At 36.9% G+C, this 26,217-nt stretch carries 24 protein-coding genes and 1 pseudogene; 8 read left to right on the top strand and 17 right to left on the bottom strand.

All coding sequences use genetic code 11. The annotated features are described in order from the left end of the window. Positions 1 to 329: 329 nt before the first annotated feature. On the bottom strand, positions 330 to 1,187 hold the full coding sequence (locus tag Q3V31_RS19690) for a class II fructose-bisphosphate aldolase (protein WP_001131858.1): 858 nt from the start codon (positions 1,185 to 1,187) through the stop codon (positions 330 to 332). 211 nt (positions 1,188 to 1,398) lie between these two features. Continuing rightward, the gene (gene spo0F, locus Q3V31_RS19685) at positions 1,399 to 1,767 is read right to left on the bottom strand and encodes a sporulation initiation phosphotransferase Spo0F (protein WP_000398592.1); all 369 of its coding nucleotides are present in this window, start codon (positions 1,765 to 1,767) and stop codon (positions 1,399 to 1,401) included. A 200-nt stretch (positions 1,768 to 1,967) separates the two neighbouring features. Between spo0F and Q3V31_RS19680 the strand changes: the two genes are divergently transcribed. Further along, entirely contained in the window at positions 1,968 to 2,489 is a 522-nt protein-coding gene (locus Q3V31_RS19680) for a DUF2529 domain-containing protein (protein WP_329766460.1), read from the top strand. Positions 2,490 to 2,523: 34 nt separating this feature from the next. On the opposite strand, the gene pyrG is transcribed toward Q3V31_RS19680, so the two are convergent. The 8 genes from pyrG to Q3V31_RS19640 all read right to left on the bottom strand — a co-directional run bounded on the left by pyrG (position 2,524) and on the right by Q3V31_RS19640 (position 12,456). Next, positions 2,524 to 4,131 (bottom strand): CTP synthase, encoded by a 1,608-nt coding sequence (pyrG, locus tag Q3V31_RS19675; protein WP_000170445.1) that lies wholly within the window; start codon positions 4,129 to 4,131, stop codon positions 2,524 to 2,526. A 257-nt stretch (positions 4,132 to 4,388) separates the two neighbouring features. Next, positions 4,389 to 4,931 (bottom strand): DNA-directed RNA polymerase subunit delta, encoded by a 543-nt coding sequence (gene rpoE / locus Q3V31_RS19670; protein ID WP_098452276.1) that lies wholly within the window; start codon positions 4,929 to 4,931, stop codon positions 4,389 to 4,391. A 154-nt stretch (positions 4,932 to 5,085) separates the two neighbouring features. Continuing rightward, on the bottom strand, positions 5,086 to 5,715 hold the full coding sequence (locus Q3V31_RS19665) for a TetR/AcrR family transcriptional regulator (protein ID WP_000238596.1): 630 nt from the start codon (positions 5,713 to 5,715) through the stop codon (positions 5,086 to 5,088). Positions 5,716 to 5,780: 65 nt separating this feature from the next. Beyond that, the gene (gene acdA / locus Q3V31_RS19660; RefSeq protein ID WP_329766457.1) at positions 5,781 to 6,920 is read right to left on the bottom strand and encodes an acyl-CoA dehydrogenase AcdA; all 1,140 of its coding nucleotides are present in this window, start codon (positions 6,918 to 6,920) and stop codon (positions 5,781 to 5,783) included. Between the two features lie 21 nt (positions 6,921 to 6,941). Continuing rightward, positions 6,942 to 8,072, bottom strand: coding sequence for an acyl-CoA dehydrogenase (locus tag Q3V31_RS19655; RefSeq protein ID WP_329766456.1), 1,131 nt, complete (start codon positions 8,070 to 8,072; stop codon positions 6,942 to 6,944). A gap of 72 nt (positions 8,073 to 8,144) precedes the next feature. Further along, on the bottom strand, positions 8,145 to 8,996 hold the full coding sequence (locus Q3V31_RS19650; protein WP_002094337.1) for a 3-hydroxybutyryl-CoA dehydrogenase: 852 nt from the start codon (positions 8,994 to 8,996) through the stop codon (positions 8,145 to 8,147). Between the two features lie 55 nt (positions 8,997 to 9,051). Continuing rightward, the gene (locus Q3V31_RS19645; protein ID WP_329767186.1) at positions 9,052 to 10,335 is read right to left on the bottom strand and encodes an acetyl-CoA C-acetyltransferase; all 1,284 of its coding nucleotides are present in this window, start codon (positions 10,333 to 10,335) and stop codon (positions 9,052 to 9,054) included. A 9-nt stretch (positions 10,336 to 10,344) separates the two neighbouring features. Further along, positions 10,345 to 12,456 carry a (Fe-S)-binding protein gene (locus Q3V31_RS19640; protein ID WP_098216109.1) on the bottom strand — a complete coding sequence of 704 codons (2,112 nt, stop codon included), beginning with the start codon at positions 12,454 to 12,456 and terminating at the stop codon, positions 10,345 to 10,347. Positions 12,457 to 12,763: 307 nt separating this feature from the next. Here Q3V31_RS19640 and cls point away from each other — a divergent pair, with 307 nt between their 5' ends. The 3 genes from cls (at position 12,764) to Q3V31_RS19625 (ending at position 17,750) form a co-directional block, all read left to right on the top strand. Next, entirely contained in the window at positions 12,764 to 13,957 is a 1,194-nt protein-coding gene (gene cls / locus Q3V31_RS19635; RefSeq protein ID WP_071734734.1) for a cardiolipin synthase, read from the top strand. Positions 13,958 to 13,989: 32 nt separating this feature from the next. Further along, positions 13,990 to 14,943, top strand: a complete 954-nt coding sequence (uvsE, locus tag Q3V31_RS19630) for a UV DNA damage repair endonuclease UvsE (RefSeq protein ID WP_000586779.1) — start codon at positions 13,990 to 13,992, stop codon at positions 14,941 to 14,943. 128 nt (positions 14,944 to 15,071) lie between these two features. Continuing rightward, entirely contained in the window at positions 15,072 to 17,750 is a 2,679-nt protein-coding gene (locus tag Q3V31_RS19625; RefSeq protein ID WP_329766451.1) for a DUF4084 domain-containing protein, read from the top strand. 17 nt (positions 17,751 to 17,767) lie between these two features. Here the strand turns inward: Q3V31_RS19625 and papR are convergent, their stop codons facing one another. After that, positions 17,768 to 17,914 (bottom strand): quorum-sensing peptide PapR, encoded by a 147-nt coding sequence (papR, locus tag Q3V31_RS19620; protein WP_000734740.1) that lies wholly within the window; start codon positions 17,912 to 17,914, stop codon positions 17,768 to 17,770. Positions 17,915 to 18,061: 147 nt separating this feature from the next. Beyond that, a complete protein-coding gene (locus Q3V31_RS19615) occupies positions 18,062 to 18,925 on the bottom strand; it encodes a helix-turn-helix domain-containing protein (protein ID WP_000542918.1) in 864 nt (287 codons plus the stop codon). Positions 18,926 to 19,094: 169 nt separating this feature from the next. On the opposite strand from Q3V31_RS19615, the gene Q3V31_RS19610 reads away from it, so the two are divergent. After that, a complete protein-coding gene (locus tag Q3V31_RS19610) occupies positions 19,095 to 19,232 on the top strand; it encodes a bacillolysin (RefSeq protein ID WP_071744074.1) in 138 nt (45 codons plus the stop codon). 103 nt (positions 19,233 to 19,335) lie between these two features. Further along, positions 19,336 to 19,659, top strand: coding sequence for a hypothetical protein (locus tag Q3V31_RS19605; RefSeq protein WP_016130977.1), 324 nt, complete (start codon positions 19,336 to 19,338; stop codon positions 19,657 to 19,659). A 12-nt stretch (positions 19,660 to 19,671) separates the two neighbouring features. Here the strand turns inward: Q3V31_RS19605 and Q3V31_RS19600 are convergent, their stop codons facing one another. From Q3V31_RS19600 to Q3V31_RS19585, 4 genes are read right to left on the bottom strand one after another with little or no spacing between them, the layout of a single operon-like run. Then, on the bottom strand, positions 19,672 to 20,274 hold the full coding sequence (locus Q3V31_RS19600) for a response regulator transcription factor (RefSeq protein WP_329766441.1): 603 nt from the start codon (positions 20,272 to 20,274) through the stop codon (positions 19,672 to 19,674). Beyond that, positions 20,271 to 21,401 carry a sensor histidine kinase gene (locus tag Q3V31_RS19595; protein WP_329766439.1) on the bottom strand — a complete coding sequence of 377 codons (1,131 nt, stop codon included), beginning with the start codon at positions 21,399 to 21,401 and terminating at the stop codon, positions 20,271 to 20,273. The genes Q3V31_RS19600 and Q3V31_RS19595 overlap by 4 nt, the downstream gene beginning before the upstream one ends. Beyond that, entirely contained in the window at positions 21,402 to 22,136 is a 735-nt protein-coding gene (locus tag Q3V31_RS19590; protein WP_001202437.1) for an ABC transporter permease, read from the bottom strand. After that, entirely contained in the window at positions 22,133 to 23,035 is a 903-nt protein-coding gene (locus Q3V31_RS19585; protein ID WP_329766437.1) for an ABC transporter ATP-binding protein, read from the bottom strand. The genes Q3V31_RS19590 and Q3V31_RS19585 overlap by 4 nt, the downstream gene beginning before the upstream one ends. Positions 23,036 to 23,192: 157 nt before the next feature. Between Q3V31_RS19585 and map the strand changes: the two genes are divergently transcribed. Next, on the top strand, positions 23,193 to 23,987 hold the full coding sequence (map, locus tag Q3V31_RS19580; protein ID WP_329766436.1) for a type I methionyl aminopeptidase: 795 nt from the start codon (positions 23,193 to 23,195) through the stop codon (positions 23,985 to 23,987). 527 nt (positions 23,988 to 24,514) lie between these two features. Next, entirely contained in the window at positions 24,515 to 25,915 is a 1,401-nt protein-coding gene (locus Q3V31_RS19575; RefSeq protein ID WP_329766435.1) for a M28 family metallopeptidase, read from the top strand. Between the two features lie 42 nt (positions 25,916 to 25,957). Here the strand turns inward: Q3V31_RS19575 and Q3V31_RS19570 are convergent. Then, a pseudogene (locus tag Q3V31_RS19570) lies at positions 25,958 to 26,209 on the bottom strand (anti-sigma factor); the annotation flags it as partial. Positions 26,210 to 26,217: the final 8 nt, after the last annotated feature.

The raw sequence follows: 26,217 nt of genomic DNA, 5'->3' as shown, positions 1-26,217 counted from the left end.
ATGTATTTATCTTCTACTGCTTTATAAAAAGAAGTAGAAGGTTCCCCTTAAGAATCTCAATCACTCTTTCCACCCTAAAACTCAATAAGTAGAAAACCATCACCTGTAGCTCCCCCGCTATACAAATAGATGAAGATTAACTATTCATCGAATCAAATTTCTCAATTCAGATACTTATCACATTTATTAATAGGACTATGCACATTATTTTCTATATTAGCAAACTAAAAATTCACTTTATAAAATCTTTAGACTTGTTCACGCTTTCATTATACAACGAAAGGAAACCGTCTAAAAGACTAGACGGTTTCCAAAACGGAATTTTATTCTTACGCTTTACCGTTAGAACCGAACTCACGCATTTTACCAGCAACAGTTGCTTTGATAGCGTCGCGGCCAGGTCCAATATATTTACGAGGATCGTAAACTTCTTGGTCTTTGCTTAATGCTTCACGAACAGCTTTTGTAAACTCAATTTGGTTCTCAGTGTTTACGTTAATTTTTGAAGTACCTAAAGAAATAGCTTTTACGATATCAGCAGTTGGGATACCAGTACCACCGTGTAATACTAAAGGTACGCCAGTGAAGTCACGAACTTGTTCCATTTCAGCGAATCCTAAGTTAGGCTCACCTTTGTAAGGACCGTGTACAGAACCTAAAGCTGGAGCTAGGCAATCGATACCTGTTGCTTCAACAAGGTGCTTACACTCTGCTGGATCAGCGTAAATTACGCCTTCAGCGATGATATCGTCTTCTTGTCCGCCAACTGTTCCAAGCTCAGCCTCAACAGATACGTTACGAGCGTGTGCGTATTCTACCACTTTTTTAGTAGTTTCAACGTTTTCTTCGAATGGGTGGTGAGAAGCGTCGATCATTACAGATGTGAAACCTGCATCGATTGCTTCTTTACATTTTTCGAAGCTTGAACCATGGTCAAGGTGAATCGCTACAGGAACAGTGATGTTCATTTCTTCGATTAAAGCTTTAACCATAGCTACAACTGTTTTGAAACCAGTCATATGACGAGCTGCACCCTCAGATACACCTAGGATTACAGGAGATTTTTCTTCTTCCGCAGCAGCTAAGATAGCTTGAGTCCACTCTAAGTTGTTCATGTTGAATTGACCAACTGCGTATTTTCCTTCTAGTGCTGTGTTTAGCATTTCTTTCATAGAAACTAAAGGCATGGTGAATCCTCCTAAAAAACGTTTTTTGTATCCGATAAATTCTTATCGCTGGTAGTATGACCAGGATAAGGTAAATTATGTATATTTACATACCGGACTTTTTTCTACACTCAATAGGATAACAACTTGTACTCAAAAACTCAACTGTATTCACCTGCTCAATAGTCCATGTAAACGCTTTTTTCCATATTTTTTATAAAAAATTCATTTTTTACGCCTCTACAGCAAGCTGATCTCTCACTGCTTGACGAATCTCATCAATATCAAACGGTTTAGCAAAGTGCATTAAAGCTCCTAAATCTTTCGCTTCTTGAATCATATCCAATTCTCCATAAGCAGTCATTAAAATCACTTTAATACTCTCATCAATTTCTTTTACATGTTTTAAAATCTCTATACCATCCATACCTGGGATTTTCATATCTAACACTACTAAATCTGGATTATCTTTTTTCACGATATCTAAAGCTTGAAATCCATTCGCTGCTTGGAACGTCTGATAACCTTCTTTTTGGAACACTTCATGTAATAACACACGAATGCCATATTGATCATCAACGATTAAAATTTTCCCTTCCATAACTCCCAACCTTTCTGTGTAAATACAAGATTTACAGCTTCTTATATCTTATCGATTTATTTTCGCTATTCTTTGGCAAATTCCTTCCTATTCTTTCTTATTTTACCGTTTCCTATTTTGTTATGCTACCTACGATTTCACCTTTCTAAAAAAATAAATTATAATGAAAGCCGGCAAACACGTACGAAGGGAGTAACATTATGTTAAAAATTTTTTCAACTCAATTAAGTGGTTATTTCTCCAGAGTTTCTCAAAAAGAGGAAATGAATATAGAAGATAGCGCTCGTCTACTTGCTCAAGCACTAGTTGGCGATGGTTTCATTTATTTACATGGTACAAATGAAATGGAGGGCGTTGTTGCTGAAGCACTATTTGGTGCTGAACCAATGAAGCAAGCAAAACGATTATTTGAAAATGGTACAGAAGTAGAAGTAACTTCTGCAGATCGTGTACTTCTTATTAGCCGTTTTTCAACAGATGAAGAAGTTGTAGCAATGGCAAAAAAACTTCAAGCAGATGGACACTCGATTGTCGGCATCTCTGCTATTCAAGAAGGTACAGAATCACTAGAACAATATACAGATGTACATATCGATACAAAGCTGTTAAAAGGCCTTATTCCAGATGATGAAGGTAACCGCTATGGTTTCCCAAGTTTAATTGTAGCTTTATTTGCTTATCACGGAATTAAATTTACAATTGATGAAATGTTAAACGAATAATAAAAAAAGCGCCCTATTTCAGGCGCTTTTTTTATTACTTGCTCTCTTTATTCGTAATAGAAGCACTTACGAAGTCATGGAACAATGGTTGTGGACGGTTTGGACGAGATACAAGTTCTGGATGGAACTGTGCTGCCACGAACCAAGGGTGGTCTTTTAATTCAATGATTTCAACTAGACGACCGTCTGGGCTTGTACCAGAGAATACAAATCCTGCTTTTTCCATATCCGGACGGAATTGATTGTTGAACTCATAACGATGACGATGACGCTCATATACAACCGGCTCATTGTAAGCATTGTAAGCATTTGTTTCTTCAGCAAGCTTACATGGGTATAGACCAAGACGAAGTGTACCACCTAAGTCTTCTACATCTTTTTGTTCTGGTAATAAGTCGATGATTGCATAAGGTGTGTCAGGATTAATTTCAGAAGAGTTAGCTCCTTCTAATCCTAATACGTTACGTGCGAATTCGATTGATGCAAGTTGCATACCTAGGCAAATTCCTAAGAATGGAACTTTGTTTTCACGAGCATATTGAATTGCAACAATTTTACCTTCTACACCACGATCGCCAAAGCCACCTGGTACAAGGATACCATCTGTATCGCCAACTAATTCTTTCACGTTCTCTGCTGTTACGTGCTCAGCATTTACCCATTTTACTTCTACATCTGTGTCGAATGAATAACCTGCATGACGAAGTGCTTCTACAACAGAAATGTATGCATCTTGAAGTTCTACGTATTTACCAACAAGAGCGATTTTTGTTTTCTTAGAAAGGTTACGTACTTTATTAACTAGCGCAGTCCACTCTGTCATATCTGCAGCTGGATTGTCTAATTTCAAGTGATCGCAAACGATTTGATCCATGTTTTGCTCTTGAAGAGATAATGGAACCGCATATAAAGTATCTGCATCGCGTGCTTCGATAACTGCTTTTGTATCGATGTCACAGAATAATGCAAGCTTATCTTTCATGTCCTGAGAAACAGGTAGTTCTGTACGAACAACGATAATATTTGGTTGAATACCTAAGCTACGAAGCTCTTTAACGCTATGTTGCGTTGGTTTTGTTTTCATTTCACCCGCAGCTTTTAAGTACGGGATTAACGTACAGTGAATGTACATTACATTGTCACGACCGATGTCGCTCTTAATTTGACGAATTGCTTCTAAGAATGGTAGAGACTCAATATCACCAACAGTTCCACCAATTTCTGTAATAACAACGTCCGCGTTTGTTTCGCGACCAGAACGGTATACACGCTCTTTAATTTCGTTAGTAATGTGAGGAATAACTTGAACTGTTCCTCCTAGGTATTCACCACGACGCTCTTTTTGAAGAACTGAAGAGTAAATTTTACCTGTTGTTACGTTGCTGTATTTGTTTAAGTTGATGTCGATGAAACGCTCATAGTGACCAAGGTCTAAGTCAGTTTCTGCACCATCATCTGTTACGAATACCTCACCGTGTTGGTATGGGCTCATAGTCCCTGGGTCTACGTTAATGTATGGATCAAACTTTTGAATAGTTACGTTTAAACCACGATTTTTTAAAAGTCGTCCAAGAGATGCTGCTGTAATACCTTTTCCTAAAGACGATACTACACCGCCTGTTACAAAAATATACTTAGTCATGAAAAAGCTCCCTCCTATTTTGCTGTTATATAATCACCGTTGCAAAGCGCAACGTATGTAGATAACACTGTATCCATCTTATTGTTAGACTCTTTTTATTTTCTAAACAAAAAACAAAAAAGAAAATTGCTCCCCTCATCACATAAAGTAATAAGTAGGGAGCAATTTTCTTTTATATTTACACTTTAAAAGTATTATCGTCCTGTTTTAAAGAGCCCAAAAATGATTCTACATGGACGATAATGAAAAGTCAAGAACTACAGCTCTTCCTCTTCTTCTTCAGCTTCAGCTTCATCGTACTCAAGTTCTTCTTCTGCGAAGTCTTCATCATCTTCTTCTAAATCATCAAGATCATCATCTTCGTCATCTGCGTCTTCTTCTTCAAGAACCTTGTCCAAATCTTCTACATCGTCATCTTCGTCTGCATTTCCTTCTGCATCGCCGAATTCGTCTTCATCTTCTTCGATGTAGTCGTCAAAACCGTCCTCTTCAACTTTACGTTTCTTCTTCGGTTTTGGCTGAGGTAAGATTTCTTCATCAATTTGCTCATATGGGTACCAGCTGCGTAGCCCCCAACGATTTTCTCCTAAATTAATGAAACGTCCATCGATGTTTAAATCTGTATAAAATTGTGCGAGTTTCGCATTAACTTGCTCTTGAGATAGTCCCAGCACTTGAGCGATTTCTTGAACCAACTCGTTGAATGTCGTTGCTTGTCTTTTATCCCCTAAAACGCTATGTACAACTTCAATCATTGAACATTCTTTTAGCTCTTCTGGTGAATATTGCTTAAAATTCACTTATGCGGCACTTCCTTTCTTCAAATATAACCTTATATATAACGGTCTGCTTAAAAAAATCCATACTATTCATTATAAACAAAAGTCGCACAAATATGCTACAAAAAAAACGGGAAACTTTAATATGGTAATAAAATTATAATTTGTCCATTCCTTATTTCGGAAGCATATGCGCCCCTTGCAATACATACCTAATTTGCATTTCTGTATATTCTTCAAGCGTATACAATTTTTGCAGGGCCCAACGTCTAAATCCCCACATTTGTCCTTGTATGAAAATATTATGTGCCAGAAGCTGTATTTCTTTTTTATTTAATGCAAATGTTCCATTTTCCGTACACTGTTCTAAAATATTCTCGAACATTCCTACCATTTGAAACTCTTTTTCTAATACATATGGGAGTGATTCTTTCGGTAAAAAACGTACCTCTTGATACATAATTAATACTTCTTCTTGCAATTCATCCATCACTTTAAAATAATTCGTTATTGCTATCTTTAAACTTTCTATACTTCCCTTTTCTGTACACACTACTTCCTCTAACCGCTCTTTTACATGTTCATATATACTATCACAAACTAAATATAAAACATCATCTTTTGTACGAATGTACTCATAAAGTGTTCCAATACTAAACCCAGCCGCCTTCGCAATTTCTCTCGTTGTTGTACGTGGGAACCCTTTTTGCTTAAACAGTTGCACCGCACCTTTAATCATTTGTTCACGCCTTAACGCAACTAATTTTTCATCTTTCACTGATGCATGTACATTATGTTTAACCATCCCCTTCACCTCTCTCTATTATTTTTGGAAGGAAAAAGCGTAGGAAAATACCTACGCTTTCGTTCCTATTTCGTTAACATACGAGAAATTACAAGCCTTTGAATCTCTTGCGTTCCCTCATATATCTGTGTAATCTTTGCATCGCGCATGTAACGCTCTACTGGATAATCTTTCGTATAACCATAACCACCAAATACTTGTACCGCTTCAGTCGTTACCTTCATCGCTGTATCACCTGCAAATACTTTTGACATCGCTGACTCTTTCCCGTACGGAAGCCCTTCAGATTCAAGCCAAGCCGCTTGATATGTTAAAAGACGCGCCGCCTCTACATCCGTTGCCATATCTGCAAGTTTAAAGCCAATCCCTTGTTGCGCCGCAATCGGCTTCCCAAACTGATGACGCTCTCTTGCATATTCTACAGAAGCATCTAAAGCCCCTTGCGCAATACCGACTGCTTGCGCGGCAATACCATTACGGCCGCCATCTAACGTTTGCATCGCAACTTTAAATCCTTGGCCCTCTTCCCCGAGTAGGTTCTCTACAGGAATACGGCAGTCTTCAAACATAATTTCAGTAGTCGGCGAAGAGCGAATCCCTAGCTTGCTCTCTTTCTTCCCAACTGAAAATCCTGGCGTATCGCTCTCCACAATAAATGCACTCGTGCCGCGCTGCTTCGATTCAGGGTCTGTTAATGCAAAAACAACATAAATATCAGCAATGCCACCATTTGTAATAAAGATTTTCGATCCATTTAAAATGTAATGGTCTCCATCTCGTTTCGCAGTTGTCCTCATTCCTCCAGCATCTGAACCAGAACTTGGCTCCGTTAAACCGTATGCGCCAATTTTCGTTCCCTCTGCCATCGGTCGTAAAAACTTTTGTTTTTGTTCTTCCGTTCCAAATCTAAAAATTGGCCAACCAGCAAGTGAAGTATGTGCAGACAATGTTACACCTGTAGAAGCACATACGCGGGATAATTCTTCAATGGCAATTACATACGTTAAGTAATCGCTTCCAATTCCGCCGTATTCTTCAGGCCACGGAATGCCGGTTAAACCAAGCTCTGCCATTTGATCAAATAAAGCGCGATCAAATCGCTCTTCCTCATCACGCTCTGCCGCCGTCGGTGCTACTTCATTTCTTGCAAAATCCCGAACCATTTTTCTTATCATTTCATGTTCTTCTGATAATTTAAAATGCATCCCCGTCTCCCCCTCGTCTTTTTATAAAGCTCGACTAATTACAAGCTTTTGTATTTCGCTCGTTCCTTCATATATTTGCGTGATCTTCGCATCACGGAAAAATCTTTCTACTGGATAATCTTTCGTATAACCGTAACCGCCAAATACTTGCACCGCTTCAATCGCAACTTCAACAGCAGTCTTAGAAGCAAATAATTTCGCAATAGAAGCTTCCTTGCCGCATGGTAATCCTTGCGCTCTTAGCGATGCCGCTCTATATACAAGTAATCGCGCTGCTTCTACGCTAGTCGCCATATCTGCAAGTTTGAATCCGATTCCTTGCTGCGCCGCAATTGGCTTGCCGAATTGCTCGCGCTCTTTCGCATAATCAATCGCACATGCAAGTGCCGCTTCCGCGATTCCTAATGCCTGCGCTCCGATCCCAATTCGTCCAACATCTAAATTCGCCATTGCCGCCTTAAATCCTTGTCCTTCTTCACCAAGTAAATTCTCGGCCGGCACTTTCATATCTTCAAACGTAAGTTGTACTGTACGAGAACCAAGAAGCCCCATCTTATGCTCATCTTTTCCGATGATTAAGCCTGGTGTATCTTTCTCTACAATAAATGCCGAAATACCACTTTTCCCCGCCTCTGGATTTGTAGAAGCGAATACAATGTATGTACTTGCTTCGCCGCCATTCGTAATAAATACTTTCGACCCATTAATAATGTAATGATCGTCTTTCTTTACAGCTCTTGATTTCAAACTACCTGCATCTGATCCTGCATTTGGTTCTGTTAAAGCAAATGCGCCTAAATACTCACCAGTCGCCAATTTAGAAACATATTTCTGCTTCTGTTCTTCTGTTCCGAAGTATAAAATCGGATTCATTCCAACTGACGTATGTACAGCTAAAATTACACCAACCGTTGCACTTACCTTTGAAATTTCCTCAATTGCTAGAATGTAAGAAATAAAATCCATTTCTGCCCCGCCATATTTTGCAGGCGCTGGAATACCCATTAGTCCAAGCTCACCCATCTTTTGCAAAATCTCTTTCGGGAACACCCCTTGTTCCATACTAGGAACAAAGGGAGCTATTTCTTTCTGTGCAAAATCTCGAACCATTTTCCTCATCATTTGTTGCTCTTCAGTAAAGTGAAAATTCATGTACTTCGCCTCCGTTTGCTATATATCTTTTTAACAATCTGGTAAGACCACTACTTTAATAAAGGGAGGACTTTATTCGTAAACGTAGAAACCACGACCCGTTTTACGTCCTAACCATCCTGCATTCACATACTTACGTAATAATGGACATGGGCGATATTTACTATCTCCTAATCCTTCATGCAACACTTCCATAATGTATAAACACGTATCTAAACCGATAAAATCAGCTAATGTAAGTGGCCCCATCGGATGGTTCATACCGAGCTTCATTACTTCATCAATCGCTTCTTTCGTTGCTACACCTTCATATAACGTATAGATTGCTTCGTTAATCATTGGTAATAAAATACGGTTCGATACAAACCCTGGGAAATCATTTACTTCAACTGGCACTTTCCCGATTTTTTTCGTAATATCCTCAATCGTTTCGTACACTGCATCATCTGTAGCCAAACCACGAATAATTTCAACGAGTTTCATAACTGGAACTGGATTCATAAAGTGCATGCCGATTACTTTCTCAGGACGTTTCGTTACCGCTGCAATTTCCGTAATTGGTAACGATGACGTATTCGTTGCTAAAATTGCGTGTTCTGGAGCGATTTCATCTAGATTCGCAAAAATTTTCTTTTTAATATCCATTTTCTCAACAGCAGCTTCAATAACAAGATCCGCTTCTTTTACACTATTTAAATCGAGTGTCCATGTAAGACGATTTAAAGTCGCTTCTTTCTCTTCTTCCTTCATACGACCTTTTTCTACTTGACGAGCTAAATTTTTCGTAATAACAGCTAGCCCTCTATCTAATTGCTCTTGCTTTAAATCTTGTACTTTCACATCATATCCTGCCATTGCACACACTTGTGCGATACCTGAACCCATTTGTCCTGCACCAATTACAACTATTTTTTGTACACCCATTCTTTCTTCCCCCTTAATATAAGTTGTTAATAAACCAAAATCCTCTACACGTAAATTAACGAACTTCAATCATAATTGCGTCACCTTGACCGCCACCACTACAAATAGAAGCAATTCCAATTCCGCCGCCGCGCTGCTTCAGTGCGTGGATAAGTGTAACGATAATACGCGCGCCACTTGCTCCAATCGGATGTCCCATTGCCACTGCACCGCCATTTACATTCAATTTGTCTGGGTCAATTCCTGCAATCTCTGTACTTGCAATTGCTACCGCTGCAAATGCTTCATTAATCTCGAATAAATCGATATCTTCAATTGTCTTACCTGTCTTTTTCAGCAATTCATTAATTGCATAACCTGGCGTTCTTGGGAAATCTTTAGACTCCACTGCAATTGCTGTATGTGCCAAAATTGTCGCTAATGGCTTTCTTCCTTCTTGCTTCGCTCTGTCTTCACTCATTAATACGAGCGCAGCACCGCCATCATTTAGTCCAGGAGCATTACCCGCTGTCACTGCCGACGTCTTATCAAATACAGGTTTTAATTTCGCTAATTTTTCAATCGTTGTATCCGCGCGTGGCGCCTCATCTTTTGCAACGACAATAGGATCGCCTTTTCTTTGCGGAATCGTTACTGGCACGATTTCCTCTTCAAAACGTCCTTCTCTATGCGCTGAAACCGCACGTTGATGGCTACGATATGCCCATTCATCTTGTGCTTCGCGAGAGATCCCGTCTTCTTTTGCAACTTCTCCACCATAAACACCCATGTGTATACCTGAAAATGCGCATGTTAAACCGTCTGCAACGTTTAAATCGATAACTTCGTTGTTACCCATTCTGTATCCCCATCTTGCTCCTCGTAAAATGTAAGGACTGTTACTCATCGATTCCATTCCACCAGCTACAATCAGTGATTGGTCACCAGTACGAATAATTTGATCCGCTAAAGTAACTGCGCGAAGCCCTGATGCACAAACTTTATTTACTGTTTCCGTCTGCACTTCCCAAGGAATGCCAGCGGCTCTTGCTGCTTGGCGTGATGGAATTTGTCCTTGTCCTCCTTGGATAACCGTTCCAAATATAACTTCTTCAACATCATTCGCGGAAACATTCGCCCTTTCCAGCGCTGCCTTAATTGCGATTCCTCCAAGTTCTGTTGCTTTCACGTCTTTTAAAGTTCCTCCAAATTTTCCAACCGGTGTTCTTGCAGCACTTAAAATAACTGTTTTACTCATGTTTCTTTCCCCCACTTCTTTTTTTAACGCCGAGCGCTCGCTCGGTATTCCTACGTTGAGAAGAGGTGCAATAATTGCACCTCTTTCTAAAGTTGTATGCATTCCCACAAACTAGATTGCTTCTTTCTTCTGTCCGATAACTGATCGTTCTAAAATCTCTGTTACGTCCAGAGTTTGAACTGTTTCTTCAACTTCTTTCGCTTTCGTACCGTCACTAATCATCGTTAAGCAATATGGGCATCCTGTGCCGATAATTGACGGTTGTACAGCCAACGCTTGTTCTGTACGAGCAACGTTAATACGAGAACCAGCCGTTTCTTCCATCCACATTAAGCCGCCACCTGCACCACAGCACATTCCCGTTTCACGGTTACGCGCCATTTCTACAAGGTTTACACCTGGAATTGCTTTTAGAATATCGCGCGGTGCCTCATATACTTCGTTGTATCTTCCTAAGTAACAGGAATCATGGTACGTAACTGTTTCTTCAATAGAATGGACAGGTTTTAAACGTCCTTCCTTCACCCACTGGGCTAGTAATTCTGTATGATGATAGACCTCTGCTTGTAAGCCAAAGTCCGGGTACTCATTTTTAAAAATGTTATAAGCATGAGGGTCAATCGTAACGATTTTCTTCACTCCTGCTTTTTCAAATTCTTCAATGTTTTTCGTTGCCATCTCTTGGAATACGAATTCGTTTCCGAGGCGGCGCGGTGTATCACCAGAGTTCTTTTCCTTATTACCAAGAATTGCGAATGAAATGCCTGCTTCGTTCATTAGCTTCGCAAATGATATCGCAATCTTCTGACTGCGGTTGTCATACGAACCCATTGATCCAACCCAGAATAAGTATTCAAACTCTTCGCCAGCTTTTGATTTCTCTTTTACAGTTGGAACTGTTACTTCATCATCACCTTGACGCCATGTTTCACGCTCTTTACGGTTCAGTCCCCACGGATTACCTTGACGCTCAATGTTTGTCATTGCACGCTGCGCCTCTGCATCCATTTTCCCTTCTGTTAAAACGAGATAGCGGCGTAAATCAATAATTTTATCAACATGTTCATTCATAACTGGACACTGATCTTCACAGTTACGGCACGTTGTACATGCCCAAATCTCTTCTTCTGTAATAACATCTCCGATTAAGCTCGGATCGTAAGCCAACGCTGTAGCTGCTGATTCTTGTTGTCCTTTTCCAGCTGCCATCATCGCTAACTGATTTCCTTGTGTATTATTAAAAGCAACAACTGGAACCCACGGTGCTTTTGATGTTACCGCTGCTCCTTTATCAGTTAAATGATCACGAAGTTTTAAAATTAAATCCATCGGTGATAACATTTTCCCTGTTCCTGTTGCTGGACACATATTTGTACAACGACCACATTCGACACAAGAATATAAGTCGATAAGTTGATTTTGTCTAAAGTCTTCAATTTTACCAACACCGAATGTTTCTTGCGTTTCATCTTCAAAATCTATTTTTTCAAGTTTTCCTGGATTTGAAAGACGACCAAAAAATACGTTAACTGGTCCAGCAATTAAATGCGCATGTTTTGATTGTGGTACATAAACTAAAAACGTTAACAAAATTAATAGATGCACCCACCAAGAGAAATAGAACAATGAAATGGCTACGGTTTCATTTATACCTGAGAAAACGTAAGCGATTGCAGAAGCAATTGGTTCACTCCATGAAAGCTCCTCGCCGTGCCATATAATTCCCATCCCGTTACCGAGTAGCACAGAGATCATTAAGCCACCAATAAAGATAAGAACAAGACCTGATTTGAAATTACGTTTTAAACGAACAAGCTTTTCAACATAGCGTCTATGAAAAGCCCAAAAGACTGCGATTAAAATAACAAGTGTGACAATTTCCTGGAAGAATGTAAATGCAGGATATAGTGGTCCAAGTGGAAGATGTGATCCTGGTGCGAGCCCTTTCCAAACGAAGTCAATTGCTCCAAATTGGACAAGAATAAATCCGTAAAAGAACATAACGTGAATGATGCCGCTCTTTTTATCTTTCAGCAGCTTTTTCTGACCGAAAACATTGACCTTAAGAAGATCCCAACGCTCTTTAAAACGACGGTCAAATTCAATCTTTTTTCCTAATTGTATGTAGGCCATCCTCGTTCGTATAAGATATACAAACAAATATCCCGCATAAGCAATAACAGCAATGGCAGCCAGCCAATTAATGATTAGTAAGCTATTCATTTTTATGCTACCCCTCTCTTTGTAAGCCCTCGTTCTTTTTTAGAATCTTCGAAAATATATAATTTTCTGAATTGTATCCCCTATTTCCATTATATAATGAGTGAGCATTCAGTCAACAGTTTTTTGTTATACAACAACACATTTTTTAATAAAGCTGTTTATTTGGGTGAAACTATAAAGTGAAACTTTAATCGGTAGGGAGCTTTTTATTCCCTACTGACTATTAGCCCACACCAATCGGGGTAAAGTGAAATTCGGATTTATAAAAAACTGATGGTGAAAAGACCGTGAAGGAGGGAATTTACTTATGTTCTTCTTATCTCTCTTGTTAATAGGTAGCGCTCTCTGGATTACAATCGATCTTTCTTATGGGAGAATTGTTCATTTAAAGCGTGTACGTTCTCGTTCTTTCCCTTTACGTCAAAGTGATTTTCACCTTTATACATACGGAAAAGATTTGTATGACGCCCTTTTTACTGATATAAAACAGGCGAAACACCATGTACACGTTTTATTTTTCATTGTAAAAAACGATGAGATAAGTCGTAAGTTTTTAAAGTTACTTATCGATAAAGCACAAGAAGGGATTGAAGTAAGACTTTTACTCGACCGGTTTGGCAGTCATTATTTATCAAAAGAAGCGATTTACTCGCTACAAAAGCATGGTGTCTCTTTTTCATTTTGTCACAAAGTAAAATTTCCTTTTCCTTTCTTTTCTGCAAATCAAAGAAATCATAGAAAAATTACAGTTATTGACGGGGAAATTGGCTATATTGGTGGATTTAATATTGGCGAGGAATATTTAGGACATAATCAAAAGTTAGGATTATGGCGAGATTATCATTTACGTCTTACAGGAGAAGGGATACAAGATTTACAAAAACAATTTTTACATGATTGGCTCGACGACACAGGCCAAAATTTATTAGATTCATCTCTTTATTTTCCTAAGCAACAACCAGGGACCGTTCTACATCGTTTTATCCCTACTGATGGTGCCTATTTACAAAATACATTTTTACAATTAATCGAAAGCGCGAAAAAAGAAATCTTTATCGGTACACCCTATTTCATTCCTGGAAAAAAAATTATGAACGCATTATTAAACGCACAAAAACGTGGGGTTCAAATAACTATTCTCGTTCCACAAAAGGCTGATCACGCCCTCGTTCGAGAAGCAAAATTCCCATATTGCCGAAAGTTAATACAGGCTGGTTGTAATATTTACGCTTTTCAGCAAGGGTTTTTTCACGCAAAAATCATTATAGTAGACGATCATATTTGTGATATCGGAACTGCTAATTTTGATATGAGAAGTTTATATATTAATCATGAAATCAACTGCCTTTTATACGATAAACATTTCATACAAGAAGTTAAAAATAAATTCCATGAAGATCTAAAAAATACGTCATTACTTTCCTTTGACGATGTCAACCCGCTTTCCCTTATTGATAGGGGCAAAGAATGGATAGGAACGATACTTGCGTTCTTCTTATAGGAAAGTCGATGAATAAAAGAGGTGTATCCTTTATGATTATACGGTTTGGATATGTCTCGCATGCAATGGCACTCTGGGACTGTTCGCCTGCCAAAACAATGACATTTACAAGCTGGAAAAAACTAAAAAAACAAGAGCGTGAAGATAAATTATATAATGTCACACTACAAAATCTAGAACATACAATACGCATCCTTCATTACAATATTGCACACGAAATTCCATTATATCGTTTATCGTCTTCTATCGTTCCGCTTGCAACACACCCTGAAGTTGAATTTGATTACATTCAACTATTCGCTCCACTATGGCGTAAGATAGGAGCATTAATTCAAGAACACAATTTACGCGTAAGTTTTCACCCAAATCAATTCACACTATTTACAAGCGACAAACCACATATTACAACTAATGCAATTACAGATATGACCTATCATTATAACGTGTTACATGCTATGGGAATTGCAGATTCTTCCTACATTAATATCCATGTAGGTGGCGCGTATGGAAATAAGGAGAAAGCAATCGAACGTTTTCATGAAAACATACAGAAACTTCCTTACCATATAAAAAAACAAATGACTCTTGAAAATGATGATAAAACGTATACAACTTCTGAAACTTTGGCTATTTGCCAAAAAGAAAAAATCCCTTTCGTGTTCGATTATCATCATCACATAGCGAACCTTTGTAATGAACCGCTAGAAGAATTACTTCCTATGATATTTAAAACTTGGTCACATACAAATGTCCCTCCTAAAGTTCATATTTCTTCTCCTAAATCAGAAAAAGAATTTAGGGCCCACGCAGGTTATATTGATTTAGACTTTATTAAACCTTTTTTACACATTACAAAAAAAATTGATCATAATTTCGATATTATGATTGAAAGTAAACAGAAAGATTTAGCAATGCTACAATTAATATGTGAACTATCCTCTATAAGAGGAATAAAAAGAATAAATAGCGCAACATTGCAATGGTAAATTGTAATGTTGCGCTATTTTTTTCAAAAAAAGTAATTTTTATAGTAAAAAACACCCTATTTTATATGCTATGATTGGAATTAGCATTTTCCACCTGTGATTCAACTTTATTGAAACGGAGTCATAATATGATTAATCAAAAAAAATATGTACACTTTGTCATGATGTATATAATTATATTTTCTCTTTGGATATTTCTTATCCCTAGGAATTTAAATATAAAAGAAATTGGAATTCTTTTCTTATTTTGCTTTGCGGCACTCTTTTCTTGCTATTGCTTATATAAAGCAATTAAGAAGATGAAAAGCAGTGACAAACTATTTTGGGTTTTACTACTATGCACTTGCATATGTGGACTAATTATGGAAATAACTTTATTTCTTCAGTCACTTTCTATTTATGATCAAGTCATATTCTCATATAAAGCACTACCTTTTTTCATCATACAATATATTTTGCTTTTTTCTGGCTTTGCTATAAAGTTTATAAAACATTACTCCATTAGAGGTCTTGCTCAATTTTCATTCGATAGCATCTTCATTGTTATTATGAATATTTATTTTACCCTAACCTTTATTTTAGATATTTCTAGCTTTCGTATGTTGACGACGGACACGTGGCTTTTGATTGGGTATTTTATCGCACAATCATTAGTAATTTACGCCGTTATTAGCCTATATAGGAGAGAACAATATTCTTCTAGTAGAATCTCATTAATTATCGGCTTTACTATCATACGTGTGTACGGATATATACATCTGTTCCAATTAAACAAAGGAATGGAAACTTCTTCTGAAGTCTCTTATTTAATACACACTGCTTCGATTTTACTAATCGGTTTATCGTCCATACTGTACATTTTGGATAAACCAATGCAACATGAAACGAAAATGAAGTATTATCGATTCGATTATGTACGCTTTATATTACCTTATTTTAGTATAATCATTACTTTTTCCTTTATTGTCATTCAGCCTTGGGACGATAAGTTCATGCTAATCGGTCTAGTATTATCACTAATCTTATTATTCCTACGACAACTTTACATGTGGAAAGATAATCAAGTATTAATCGATACGTACGAACAGTTGACTACACAACTAGAAGGAAAGGTCGAAGAAGGTGCATCTGCCCTATCAAAAAGTGAACAGCGTTATAAGTCTTTATTCGAAGATCATCCTGATGCTGTTTTTTCTTTAAATATGAACGGGATTTTTCAACAATCTAATAAGGCTTGTGAAAGTTTATTTACAGCCTATTACTGTGAAGTAACAAGCTATTCTCTTCTACACTTCATCGATCCACAAGATCATGAATTATTGAAGAAATCTTTACAAAGTACAAAAGAAGGTAGGCCACAAACTCTAGAAATTCGAACAAAAGAAAAAGAAGGCTATTATTATTATCTTCACATTACATTCATCCCTATTTTTATAAATAAAGAAGTTGTTGGGATGTTTGGTATAGCACGTGATATTACAACTTTATATGAAAAACAAAAACAAGTAGAGCATTTGGCTTTCCATGATGCACTTACAGGACTACCGAATCGACGAAAATTCGAAAAAGATTTAAAAACGATTTTAAATACAGCGCAAAACAACACTAATGACGTTGCCGTCATGTTCCTCGACTTAGATCGATTTAAAAAAATTAACGATCGACTCGGTCATGATGTCGGAGATTTATTATTAATTGAAGTAGCAAAAAGATTACGTGGATGTTTGCGTTCAAAAGATATCGTTGCCCGCCAAGGCGGAGATGAATTTACGATCCTATTACCCGATATGTACTCTGAAAAAAGTGCTGCTTTTATAGCCGAACAAATTTTAACCATCTTAAATAAGCCTTACTTCATTAAGGATGAAGAACTTTCTGTTACACCGAGTATTGGAATTGCAATGTTTCCGGAATACGGAACCGATGTAACCGAATTAATGAAAAATGCAGATATGGCTATGTACCGGGCAAAAGCTAATGGGAAAAATAGATTCATTTTCTTCTCAAAAGAAATGAGTGTTGCGCAAAATGAACTACACTTCCTAGAAGGTGAACTTTCAAAGGCTTTGCAACAAAATGAATTTTTCCTTGAGTATCAACCACAAGTAAATACAAAAACAAAACAAATTATCGGTTTTGAGGCATTAATTCGCTGGAAACATCCAAAACTCGGAATTGTATCACCTGCCCAATTTATTCCTCTAGCAGAGGAAACAGGATTTATTATTGAACTTGGTAATTGGATTTTACGTACCGCCTGCTTAGAAGCAAAAAAGTGGCATAACCAAGGATTTTCTCACTTAAAGGTTGGTGTAAATTTATCTGTTGTTCAATTTAACCATGCAGATTTAATCCCAACTATTTCAAAGGTTTTAGAAGAAACAGAACTAAAACCGGAAGCACTGGATATTGAAATTACAGAAAGTATTGCCATTAATCAAAATCAATCTGTAGTTGCAAAACTAGAGCAACTTCAAAATCTCGGTATTCAAATTTCAATCGATGACTTTGGAACTGGTTACAGTTCTTTAGCTTATTTAACGAAATATCCAATCAATACATTAAAAATTGCCCGAGAGTTTATTTGTGGAATTACAAATAGCCCTTTAGAAGAAGCGATTATCGCTTCCATTATTAAGCTATCGAAAGAATTAAATTTAGAGGTTATTGCGGAAGGTGTAGAAACAGAAGAACAATGGAAGTTTTTACACGAACAAAACTGTGACCATATTCAAGGATTCCTCTTTAGCAAGCCTGTTTCTAGTAAAGATGTTTGGATGTTACTCCACGAAAAAACAACCGTCTAAGTAAGACGGTTGTTTTTTTAATGTTCAAATGGCAAATCTGAAGCTAATTGTACCTCTTGATCATTATGAGAAATTACTTGGCTTTTCTCTAAAGCTGTATCTGTTAATGAAATACCCCATGCCATTGCTAACGTTAATAGACTACCAATAAGTAGTTTTTTCATATTCCATCACCCACATCGTTTTCTTTTAATATATCATGAAAATTTATCCATAACTTATGCAATTATGCATACCCATTTTTTGGATATTCCATTACTTTTTGTAGATGTAACTTACGAAATATACCACTATACATATTCCAAATCATTTTAATTTAAATACTTCTTTTTTTTTAATAACGTCTCTTTGTAAGAATGTAAATCTAATAAATCAAAGAAGAAAGACGCTTTTTTATACACTTCTTTAATATCATCTGATGAATACTCTAATTTCTCAAGACACTCGCCCTTTTGATAATACAATTGACCGATTAATTCCATACTTCCCATATACCGAGAAGCTTCAATCGCTTCATTTACTTGATACAATGCCTCTTCAAACTGATCACTCAAATATAAAGCTTTTGCATAATTGTATCGAACTTTAACTGTGAATGCCTCATTATTATGTAGCGATTCTAACCGTTCTAAAATAGCTTGAAATGAAGTTATTGCCCTATCTAATTGATTATTTTCTGCACAAATACTTGCAATAGAATTTTCAATATATAAATTTTGAAATACATCTATCCCTCCGTATGATTGATGTACAATTTTTTTTAACTCTAAAATGCAATATTCAAAATTAATTTTCTGTAAAACATATGCAGATAAGTAATAGTACCAAAGAAGAAACTGATTAAATTCTGGATGAAACTTTTCTTTTTTTAATTCATTTGAAACAATGCTATAAATTTCAGCATATTGTTTCTTCTTACTCAACATTTGAATTCTATCTTTAAATAACTTTTTTCTTTCAATATCAGAATAAATAAGTACCTCATAAAAGTGAATAATAGGAACTTGTAATTTCGCTGCAATACCTTGCAATATATCCATACTTGGGTATACCGCGCCCGATTCAATTCGACTCACTTCCGATTGATGACATATGTTCTCGGATAACTGCTTTTGTGTTAATCCTCTCATCACCCTAATTTTCTTAATTTCACTTCCTAGTTTTTCTGCGTGCATACTTACTCACCATCCCATTATAACAATCTAATTTTTTGAGTTGTCATACCACTACAATAATGTGAATTCGACAATTTTTGATATGAAATAATGCATAATATATATAAAATTCGGCAAATTTTTCATACAATCCATCTCACATAATATAATAAGACTAGTAATTTTATAGGTGAATTATAGAAAATTTGCCCGTGCTTTCGTTACATTCGGTCTTCTTTATCCTTTATCAGCAGAAGCTATTCACACCCAAGAACTAGATAGAAATGAAGTAAACGTTGAAATTGCTCAGCCTAGTTTAACGATTTAAAAATTAACACAACCTCAAAATGATACAAAAATATATGGCGAAAAAGTATTTAAAGGGTGAGATAAATGAGGCTAAAGCTCAACAAGAGTGAGTGACAACTGAAATGAATGTAGATTCCCAACCTACAAATAAAGAAACAAAAGAAAATCAAACCGAAGTTCGCCTTGCACAAACTTACGAAAATTATAAAGTATATGGCCAAGATCTTATTGTAAAAGTAGATAAAAATGGAGTAATTACAACTGTTAGTGGTAAAGTTGTCCAAAATTTAGACCAACAACCTAATCTTACTATAACAAACTTCTTGTCGAAAAATGAAGTAAAATCTAAATTACGCGATATACTTCAAATTCTGAGCGATGCGACTGCGACGAAACTCTCTATTGAAATACTTGTTTATAAGAAAAAAGAAGTTTACCACTCGTAGGTAAACTTCCTTTCATATCCATCCCTTTTCTTCTGCAATTGTAATTGCCTCAATTCTATTTTTCGCTTCCAGTTTCGCTAATACTTCCGAAATATAATTACGCACTGTACCAGGCGAAAGATAGAGCATCTTAGCAATTTCATTGGTTGTCTTTCCTTCTTTCGCAAGTACCAGCACTTCTTTTTCACGATCTGATAACGGATTTTGTTCCTGCCATAAGCCAAACATTAGCTCCTGCGAAATTTCTCGCTTCCCTTTCATGACATTTCGAATTGCTGAAGCCAAGTCCTCGCTTGGGCTATCCTTTAATAAATACCCGTGAACACCAGTTTTCATTGCCCGTTCAAAATAACCTGGTCGTGCAAATGTTGTTAAAATCATTACTTTACAAAGTGACTTTTCCTTCTTCAGCGCTTCAGCAACATCTAAACCACTTTGAATCGGCATTTCAATATCCATAATACTTATATCAGGCTTTAGCGATTCGATTAATTTTAACGCCTCTTCCCCATTCGCAGCCTGCCCAACTACTTCAATATCATCTTCTAGATCAAGTAGGGCTCCTAATGCACCACGAAGCATTCGTTGATCTTCTGCAATAATAATTCGAATCATGCCCTCACCTCATCTTTTCCTGTTCTAATAACAACTGGTACTTTTACTATTAATAGTGTCCCTGGATTTATCGTATTTAGTTCAACAAACCCATCAATAAGGGCGATCCGCTCCTTCATACCGCGAATACCGTTTCCATCATGATTTTGATTTTCCAAACCTACGCCATTATCCTCTACTTTCAAAATCAGTTCACCTTGCGATTCTAATACAGATACAATGCACTCCGTCGCCTTACTATGCTTTACGATATTCGTAACTGCCTCACGTAAACACATTCCTAAAATATTTTGTTCAATTGGTGATAACGCACTAGAATTAGCTGCTTGTTTTACTTCTAATTCAATATTAGCCGCTTGTAAAATTGCTTTTATTTGCTCAAGTTCTTCTTCCACTGTAATCATACGCATATCAGAAATTAACTCGCGCAGTTGTTTTAAAGCAGTACGAGATGTTTGTGTAATCTCCTTCGCCTCTATACTTGCGCGTTCTGGATTCTTCACAATCAATTTCTCCACAAGCTGACTTTTTAAAGTAATAAGAGATAACGTATGCCCTAACGTATCATGAAGATCTCTTGCGATTCGCTGCCGTTCCTCGCGTTTTACTAAGTCTTTAATTTGTTCGTTTGCTTCGTTTAGTTGATTTTTCAACATCTTTTTCTGATTAAAATTACGCATTCCAAATGGCGTAAGAAGCATTAAAATAAACATCGGAATGATATTCACTAAACTCGGGATTGTTAGTTGATTAACATTTACAAATATAAAAGCTCCAAGCATTACAACTAATAAACATAACAACACACGAAATGCCTTCTTACTTGGCGCAAACCCCATCGCACTCGCCGTAAAATATCCGAACAATATCATAAAGGGATTATAAAATAAAGCAAATAAAAATGTGAGCACCATTTGGATACACGCCCACAAAATGAACGTTTTGTTAACAAAATATAGTTGGCGGTATGTGACGGTGAAGACTATCAACATACCGATCCCTATTACAAGCTTCCATCCTGATACTTGCGTTAAATTATAGATTGGAAATAATAAATACACTAGCCACATATACGGGAAGAAACCCATCTGTTTCGGAAAAACTTCAAACCTTTTACTCTCTATCATTTATACCGCTTCCTGTCTTTTTCTTATATATATTGATACTACAACAAATATAAGGAAATAACCTCCTAGTACCGCGATATTTTCCCAACCAATCGACTTTCCAGCTACAATATCCCATGCACCACTTCCGAAATGATATGTTGGTGTCCATTCACCGATAGATCTTAAAATTTTCGGGAATACTTCAATTGGCATCCATAATCCACCGATTACAGCTAGACTCATATTTAAAATATTCGCTAAGCCAGCAGCTGCATCCGCCTTCTTAATTGAACCTATTACTGTTCCAAGGGCTAAAAATGGTGTCACGCCTAGTAATAACCATAATCCTGCACCAATCCATTGGCCTATCGTTAACTCAACATTATTAATTAATATTCCTGCCATAAAAATAACTAAAATTGAAAAAGCATTCACTACTGTTTGAGCAATAATTTTAGCTGCTAAATATGCGCCCTCTGGAAGCGGTGTAATTTTTAACAAATGTGTCCATCCTTGCCCTTTTTCCTGAGAAAGTCTCACACCGAAACTAAAAAGAGCAGTCCCTACAATACTGAACGTCGCCATTGAAATTAAATAATGTGCTTTCCATGCATCTCCGTTTTGCGGGACTTGAATAACATTTGTAAAGATGTAATAAAACATAACTGGCATTAATAATGAGAAAAAGATGAATAATTTATTGCGGAACGTACGTAAAACCTCTATTTTACATTGCATCCATAATGCTCTCATGCGATTCCCTCCTTCTGATTTGCAACAAACTGTTCAAATGCTTCATCGAGGCTCCCACGTTCAACTGAAACGTCTGTTACAGGTAGATTCCTCTGATAAATTGCTTGTAAAGTGGCATCTGTATCTTCCGTCGTTAAAGTGAAGCGCCCTTCATTTGACTGTACTTCTGTTACATGCGGTAATTCCTTTAGTAAACTCTTAGGAATTTTCTCTTTCGAATAAAACGAGATTGTTTTTCGAGAAATCGTCGCTTTCATCTCATCCGGTGTGCCATCTGCGATAATCTTTCCGTTCGCAAATAATAAAATTCGATCTGCTAACGCATCCGCTTCTTCTAAATAATGTGTTGTTAAAATAATCGTTTTCCCTTCACTTGCTAATTTTTGAATCGTTTCCCAAAACGTTTTTCGAGATGTAATGTCCATCCCTACAGTTGGTTCATCTAAAAATAACAAGTCTGGGTTCCCTGCAAGTGCCAGTGCAAAATTTAACCTTCTTTTTTGACCGCCCGATAATTTCTCACATCTTTGCTTTCGTTCTGATTCTAAGTTTGACAACTGCAGTAATGTTTCTTTCTCCACAGGATTCGTATAATAACTACGGAATAACTCGATTGCCTCTTCTACCGTGATGCTATCAATCACACTTACTTCTTGCAGCATCGCACCGAGGCTATTGCGAACATCTCTATGCTTCGGACTCTTTCCAAATATAGAGATATTCCCTTCTGTTGGATCTTTTAACCCGAGCATCATTGAAATTGTCGTTGTTTTCCCCGCACCATTCGGGCCAAGTAATGCTACTATTTGCCCTTTATTCACATGAAATGAAACGTTATTTACTGCTTTTTTATGTTTAAATGTTTTAGAAACACCATTTACTTCAATAATCTTTTCCATCTCTCCACCCCCGCCGTTTCTTATATTTACATTGTATGCTCTGGAAAAGTTAGGAAACAGTATGATGCGTCATGACATCCATATGACAATTGTCATGTATTCTCTATGAGAGGAATCAACCCGCATACCGCACGCGAGTAGCAGTACAAAAACAAACATGATACAATCGGATAAGACATATATTCGAGGAAGGACAGTGGTTTTCATGATTATTCGTAATGAACAAGATTTAGAAGGTTTACGAAAAATCGGCCGCATCGTTGCACTTGCACGCGAAGAAATGAAAAAACAAGCGAAGCCAGGTATGACAACGAAAGAGCTTGATTTAATTGGTAAAAAAGTATTAGACGAGAACGGTGCTATTTCAGCGCCTGAAAAAGAATATAAATTCCCAGGTGTAACTTGCATTAGTGTAAACGAAGAAGTTGCTCACGGTATTCCAGGCGATCGTATATTAAAAGAAGGCGATTTAGTAAACGTAGACGTATCGGCAGCACTTGACGGCTATTATGCAGATACAGGTATCTCATTTGTTCTTGGAGAAGATGAAGAAAAAGAAAAGCTATGCCAAGCTGCAGTAGATGCATTTTGGGAAGCAATGAAAAAAGTAAAAGCTGGATCAAAACAAAATCAAATTGGTCGTGCTGTTTCAAACTTTGCACATAAAAATGGATACAATGTGATTCAAAACTTAACTGGTCACGGTATTGGTCTTAGCTTACATGAAGCACCCAACCACATTTTAAGCTATTTTGATCCAATGGATAATGCGCTTCTAAAGGATGGTCTTGTTATCGCTGTAGAACCATTCATTTCTATGAAAGCTGATCATATTATTGAGCGCGGTGACGATGGTTGGACATTCGTTACACCTGACAAAAGCCTTGTTGCACAATGTGAACATACAGTTGTTGTAACACGCGGTGAACCGATTATTTTAACAGAAATATAATAAAAAATAGCCGTTTTGTAGATTCCTTCTACCAAAGCGGCTGTTTTTAATTATGTAATATCCCCATAAGCAGAAAGCTTATAAAAATAAAAAGGTGATACATCAAAGTATCACCTTTTTAACGGGGTGAGGCTGTCCAAAAGTACGGAAAACCTTTGAACAGCCTCGTATTTTCATATGGATGCCTTACATATATCACTGACGATAATTATGAAATGCGGAAACATAGTTATCATCACATGATTCAAACAAAAGAAAAGAAACCCTATAACAGATCTCTTTTCCCCACATAATCTAAAGTTTGGGTACACTAGATTCATGCAATGTAGGTGCCTTCAAAACTGAAAGCGATCCTTCATTTAAAATGATAGCATACATATATCCGCTGAAAATATGCAAATGTGCATATAGCGTTTTTTATTTCTCAACATACATTTATTGAAAATTCATACATATAAAGGTAAAATATAGTCGTTATCCGTCTTCTTTTGTCAGTCAGAGAGAATAGAAGAATGGGAGAGGAAAAAATGAGAAAATCACTGAAACAAAAAATAGTAAGCTCCTTGCTTGCTGTATCACTCGCCGTTAGCTTAGCTCCAATCGGACAAGCAAAAGCTGATTCCACGTCAGAAATTACACAAACTCCATCTATTACAAAACAAGTTGATGCAAGCCGCGCCATCGAGCATATCCGTTTCTTATCCGAAACAATCGGTCCCCGACCAGGTGGTACAAAATCAGAAGAATGGGCTTCTCGCTATGTTGGTATGAAGCTTAAATCAATGGGATATGAGGTAGAATATCAGCCCTTTCAAGTGCCGGATCAATACGTTGGATTTATCGAATCACCATTATCCACAAAGCGTAATTGGCAAGCTGGTGCTGCTCCAAATGCACTGATTTCTACAGAAGCTGTTACAGCTCCGCTTATCTTTGTTCAAGGTGGTACAAAGATGGACGATATTCCAAATGAGGTAAACGGGAAAATTGTTTTATTCGAAAGAGGTGCAACAGTAGCAGATTATAATAAACAAGTTGAAAATGCTGTTAGTAAAGGGGCAAAAGGTGTGCTTTTATACAGCTTAATTGGAGGTCGTGGAAACTACGGACAAACCTTCAATCCTCGCTTAACTAAAAAGCAGTCTATCCCCGTCTTTGGTCTTGCTTATGCTCAAGGAAATGCGTTTAAAGAAGAAATTGCTAAAAAAGAGACAACAATGCTTTCCCTAAAAGCGAGACATGAATCTAATTTAACATCCCTAAATGTCATCGCTAAAAAGAAACCAAAAAATAGCACAGGTAATGAAAAAGCTGTTGTTGTAAGTTCACACTATGATAGTGTCGTTGGAGCACCTGGAGCAAATGATAATGCTTCTGGTACAGGATTAGTATTAGAATTAGCTCGTGCTTTTCAAAATGTAGAAACTGATAAAGAAATTCGTTTTATTGCTTTTGGTTCTGAAGAAACTGGCTTACTTGGCTCTGATTATTATGTTAATAGTCTGTCCCAAAAAGAACGCGATCGAATTTTAGGTGTCTTTAACGCAGACATGGTTGCAACAAATTATGATAAAGCAAAGAATTTATATGCAATGACTCCTGATGGATCAACGAACCTTGTAACAGATGCTGCCTTACAAGCAGGTAAACAATTAAATAGTGATCTCGTTCTTCAAGGAAAATTCGGCTCTAGTGATCACGTACCATTTGCTGAAGTGGGTATTCCTTCTGCACTATTTATTTGGATGGGTGTCGATAGTTGGAATCCATTAATCTATCATATCGAAAAGGTATATCACACGCCTCAAGATAATGTATTTGAGAACATTTCACCCGAACGTATGAAAATGGCATTAGAAGTTATCGGAGCTGGTGTTTATAACACCCTTCAAAAACCTGTTACTCAAACAGGTCAAAAAGCTGCTTAATACAAATCAAAGCCACCAATTACTTGGTGGCTTCTTTACATTTTATTCTTCTTTCCAATCTACTTTTACAAAACCATCTTTCACTTTCAAACCACTTATATTAAATGTATATTTTTTATTTTCTTTTAAAGTGGCTGTAAAAACACCTTTTTTAAACTCACATACTTCTTTTAATTCCTTTATTTTTTCACCTTGTTCCTCATACAAGCTAAAACATAAGTTGCCACGTTTCGCATCTGTTTCATATGAAAACGTTACTGTCGTATCTTTATCATACTGCAAAGCGATATCCTTTCATTTTC

It is taken from the genome of Bacillus nitratireducens, assembly GCF_036320425.1.
Classification (GTDB): domain Bacteria; phylum Bacillota; class Bacilli; order Bacillales; family Bacillaceae_G; genus Bacillus_A; species Bacillus_A nitratireducens.
Note: the sequence above shows the minus strand (reverse complement) of the source record. Positions and strands in the feature narration are given on the sequence as shown.

Excerpts from the sequence above, each read along its gene's own strand:
- Q3V31_RS19690 (WP_001131858.1), bottom strand. The coding sequence starts at position 1,187 with ATGCCTTTAGTTTCTATGAAAGAAATGCTAAACACAGCACTAGAAGGA.
- spo0F (WP_000398592.1), bottom strand. The coding sequence starts at position 1,767 with ATGGAAGGGAAAATTTTAATCGTTGATGATCAATATGGCATTCGTGTG.
- Q3V31_RS19680 (WP_329766460.1), top strand. The coding sequence starts at position 1,968 with ATGTTAAAAATTTTTTCAACTCAATTAAGTGGTTATTTCTCCAGAGTT.
- pyrG (WP_000170445.1), bottom strand. The coding sequence starts at position 4,131 with ATGACTAAGTATATTTTTGTAACAGGCGGTGTAGTATCGTCTTTAGGA.
- Q3V31_RS19665 (WP_000238596.1), bottom strand. The coding sequence starts at position 5,715 with ATGGTTAAACATAATGTACATGCATCAGTGAAAGATGAAAAATTAGTT.
- acdA (WP_329766457.1), bottom strand. The coding sequence starts at position 6,920 with ATGCATTTTAAATTATCAGAAGAACATGAAATGATAAGAAAAATGGTT.
- Q3V31_RS19655 (WP_329766456.1), bottom strand. The coding sequence starts at position 8,072 with ATGAATTTTCACTTTACTGAAGAGCAACAAATGATGAGGAAAATGGTT.
- Q3V31_RS19650 (WP_002094337.1), bottom strand. The coding sequence starts at position 8,996 with ATGGGTGTACAAAAAATAGTTGTAATTGGTGCAGGACAAATGGGTTCA.
- Q3V31_RS19645 (WP_329767186.1), bottom strand. The coding sequence starts at position 10,335 with ATGCATACAACTTTAGAAAGAGGTGCAATTATTGCACCTCTTCTCAAC.
- Q3V31_RS19640 (WP_098216109.1), bottom strand. The coding sequence starts at position 12,456 with ATGAATAGCTTACTAATCATTAATTGGCTGGCTGCCATTGCTGTTATT.
- cls (WP_071734734.1), top strand. The coding sequence starts at position 12,764 with ATGTTCTTCTTATCTCTCTTGTTAATAGGTAGCGCTCTCTGGATTACA.
- uvsE (WP_000586779.1), top strand. The coding sequence starts at position 13,990 with ATGATTATACGGTTTGGATATGTCTCGCATGCAATGGCACTCTGGGAC.
- Q3V31_RS19625 (WP_329766451.1), top strand. The coding sequence starts at position 15,072 with ATGATTAATCAAAAAAAATATGTACACTTTGTCATGATGTATATAATT.
- papR (WP_000734740.1), bottom strand. The coding sequence starts at position 17,914 with ATGAAAAAACTACTTATTGGTAGTCTATTAACGTTAGCAATGGCATGG.
- Q3V31_RS19615 (WP_000542918.1), bottom strand. The coding sequence starts at position 18,925 with ATGCACGCAGAAAAACTAGGAAGTGAAATTAAGAAAATTAGGGTGATG.
- Q3V31_RS19605 (WP_016130977.1), top strand. The coding sequence starts at position 19,336 with ATGAATGTAGATTCCCAACCTACAAATAAAGAAACAAAAGAAAATCAA.
- Q3V31_RS19600 (WP_329766441.1), bottom strand. The coding sequence starts at position 20,274 with ATGATTCGAATTATTATTGCAGAAGATCAACGAATGCTTCGTGGTGCA.
- Q3V31_RS19595 (WP_329766439.1), bottom strand. The coding sequence starts at position 21,401 with ATGATAGAGAGTAAAAGGTTTGAAGTTTTTCCGAAACAGATGGGTTTC.
- Q3V31_RS19590 (WP_001202437.1), bottom strand. The coding sequence starts at position 22,136 with ATGAGAGCATTATGGATGCAATGTAAAATAGAGGTTTTACGTACGTTC.
- Q3V31_RS19585 (WP_329766437.1), bottom strand. The coding sequence starts at position 23,035 with ATGGAAAAGATTATTGAAGTAAATGGTGTTTCTAAAACATTTAAACAT.
- map (WP_329766436.1), top strand. The coding sequence starts at position 23,193 with ATGATACAATCGGATAAGACATATATTCGAGGAAGGACAGTGGTTTTC.
- Q3V31_RS19575 (WP_329766435.1), top strand. The coding sequence starts at position 24,515 with ATGAGAAAATCACTGAAACAAAAAATAGTAAGCTCCTTGCTTGCTGTA.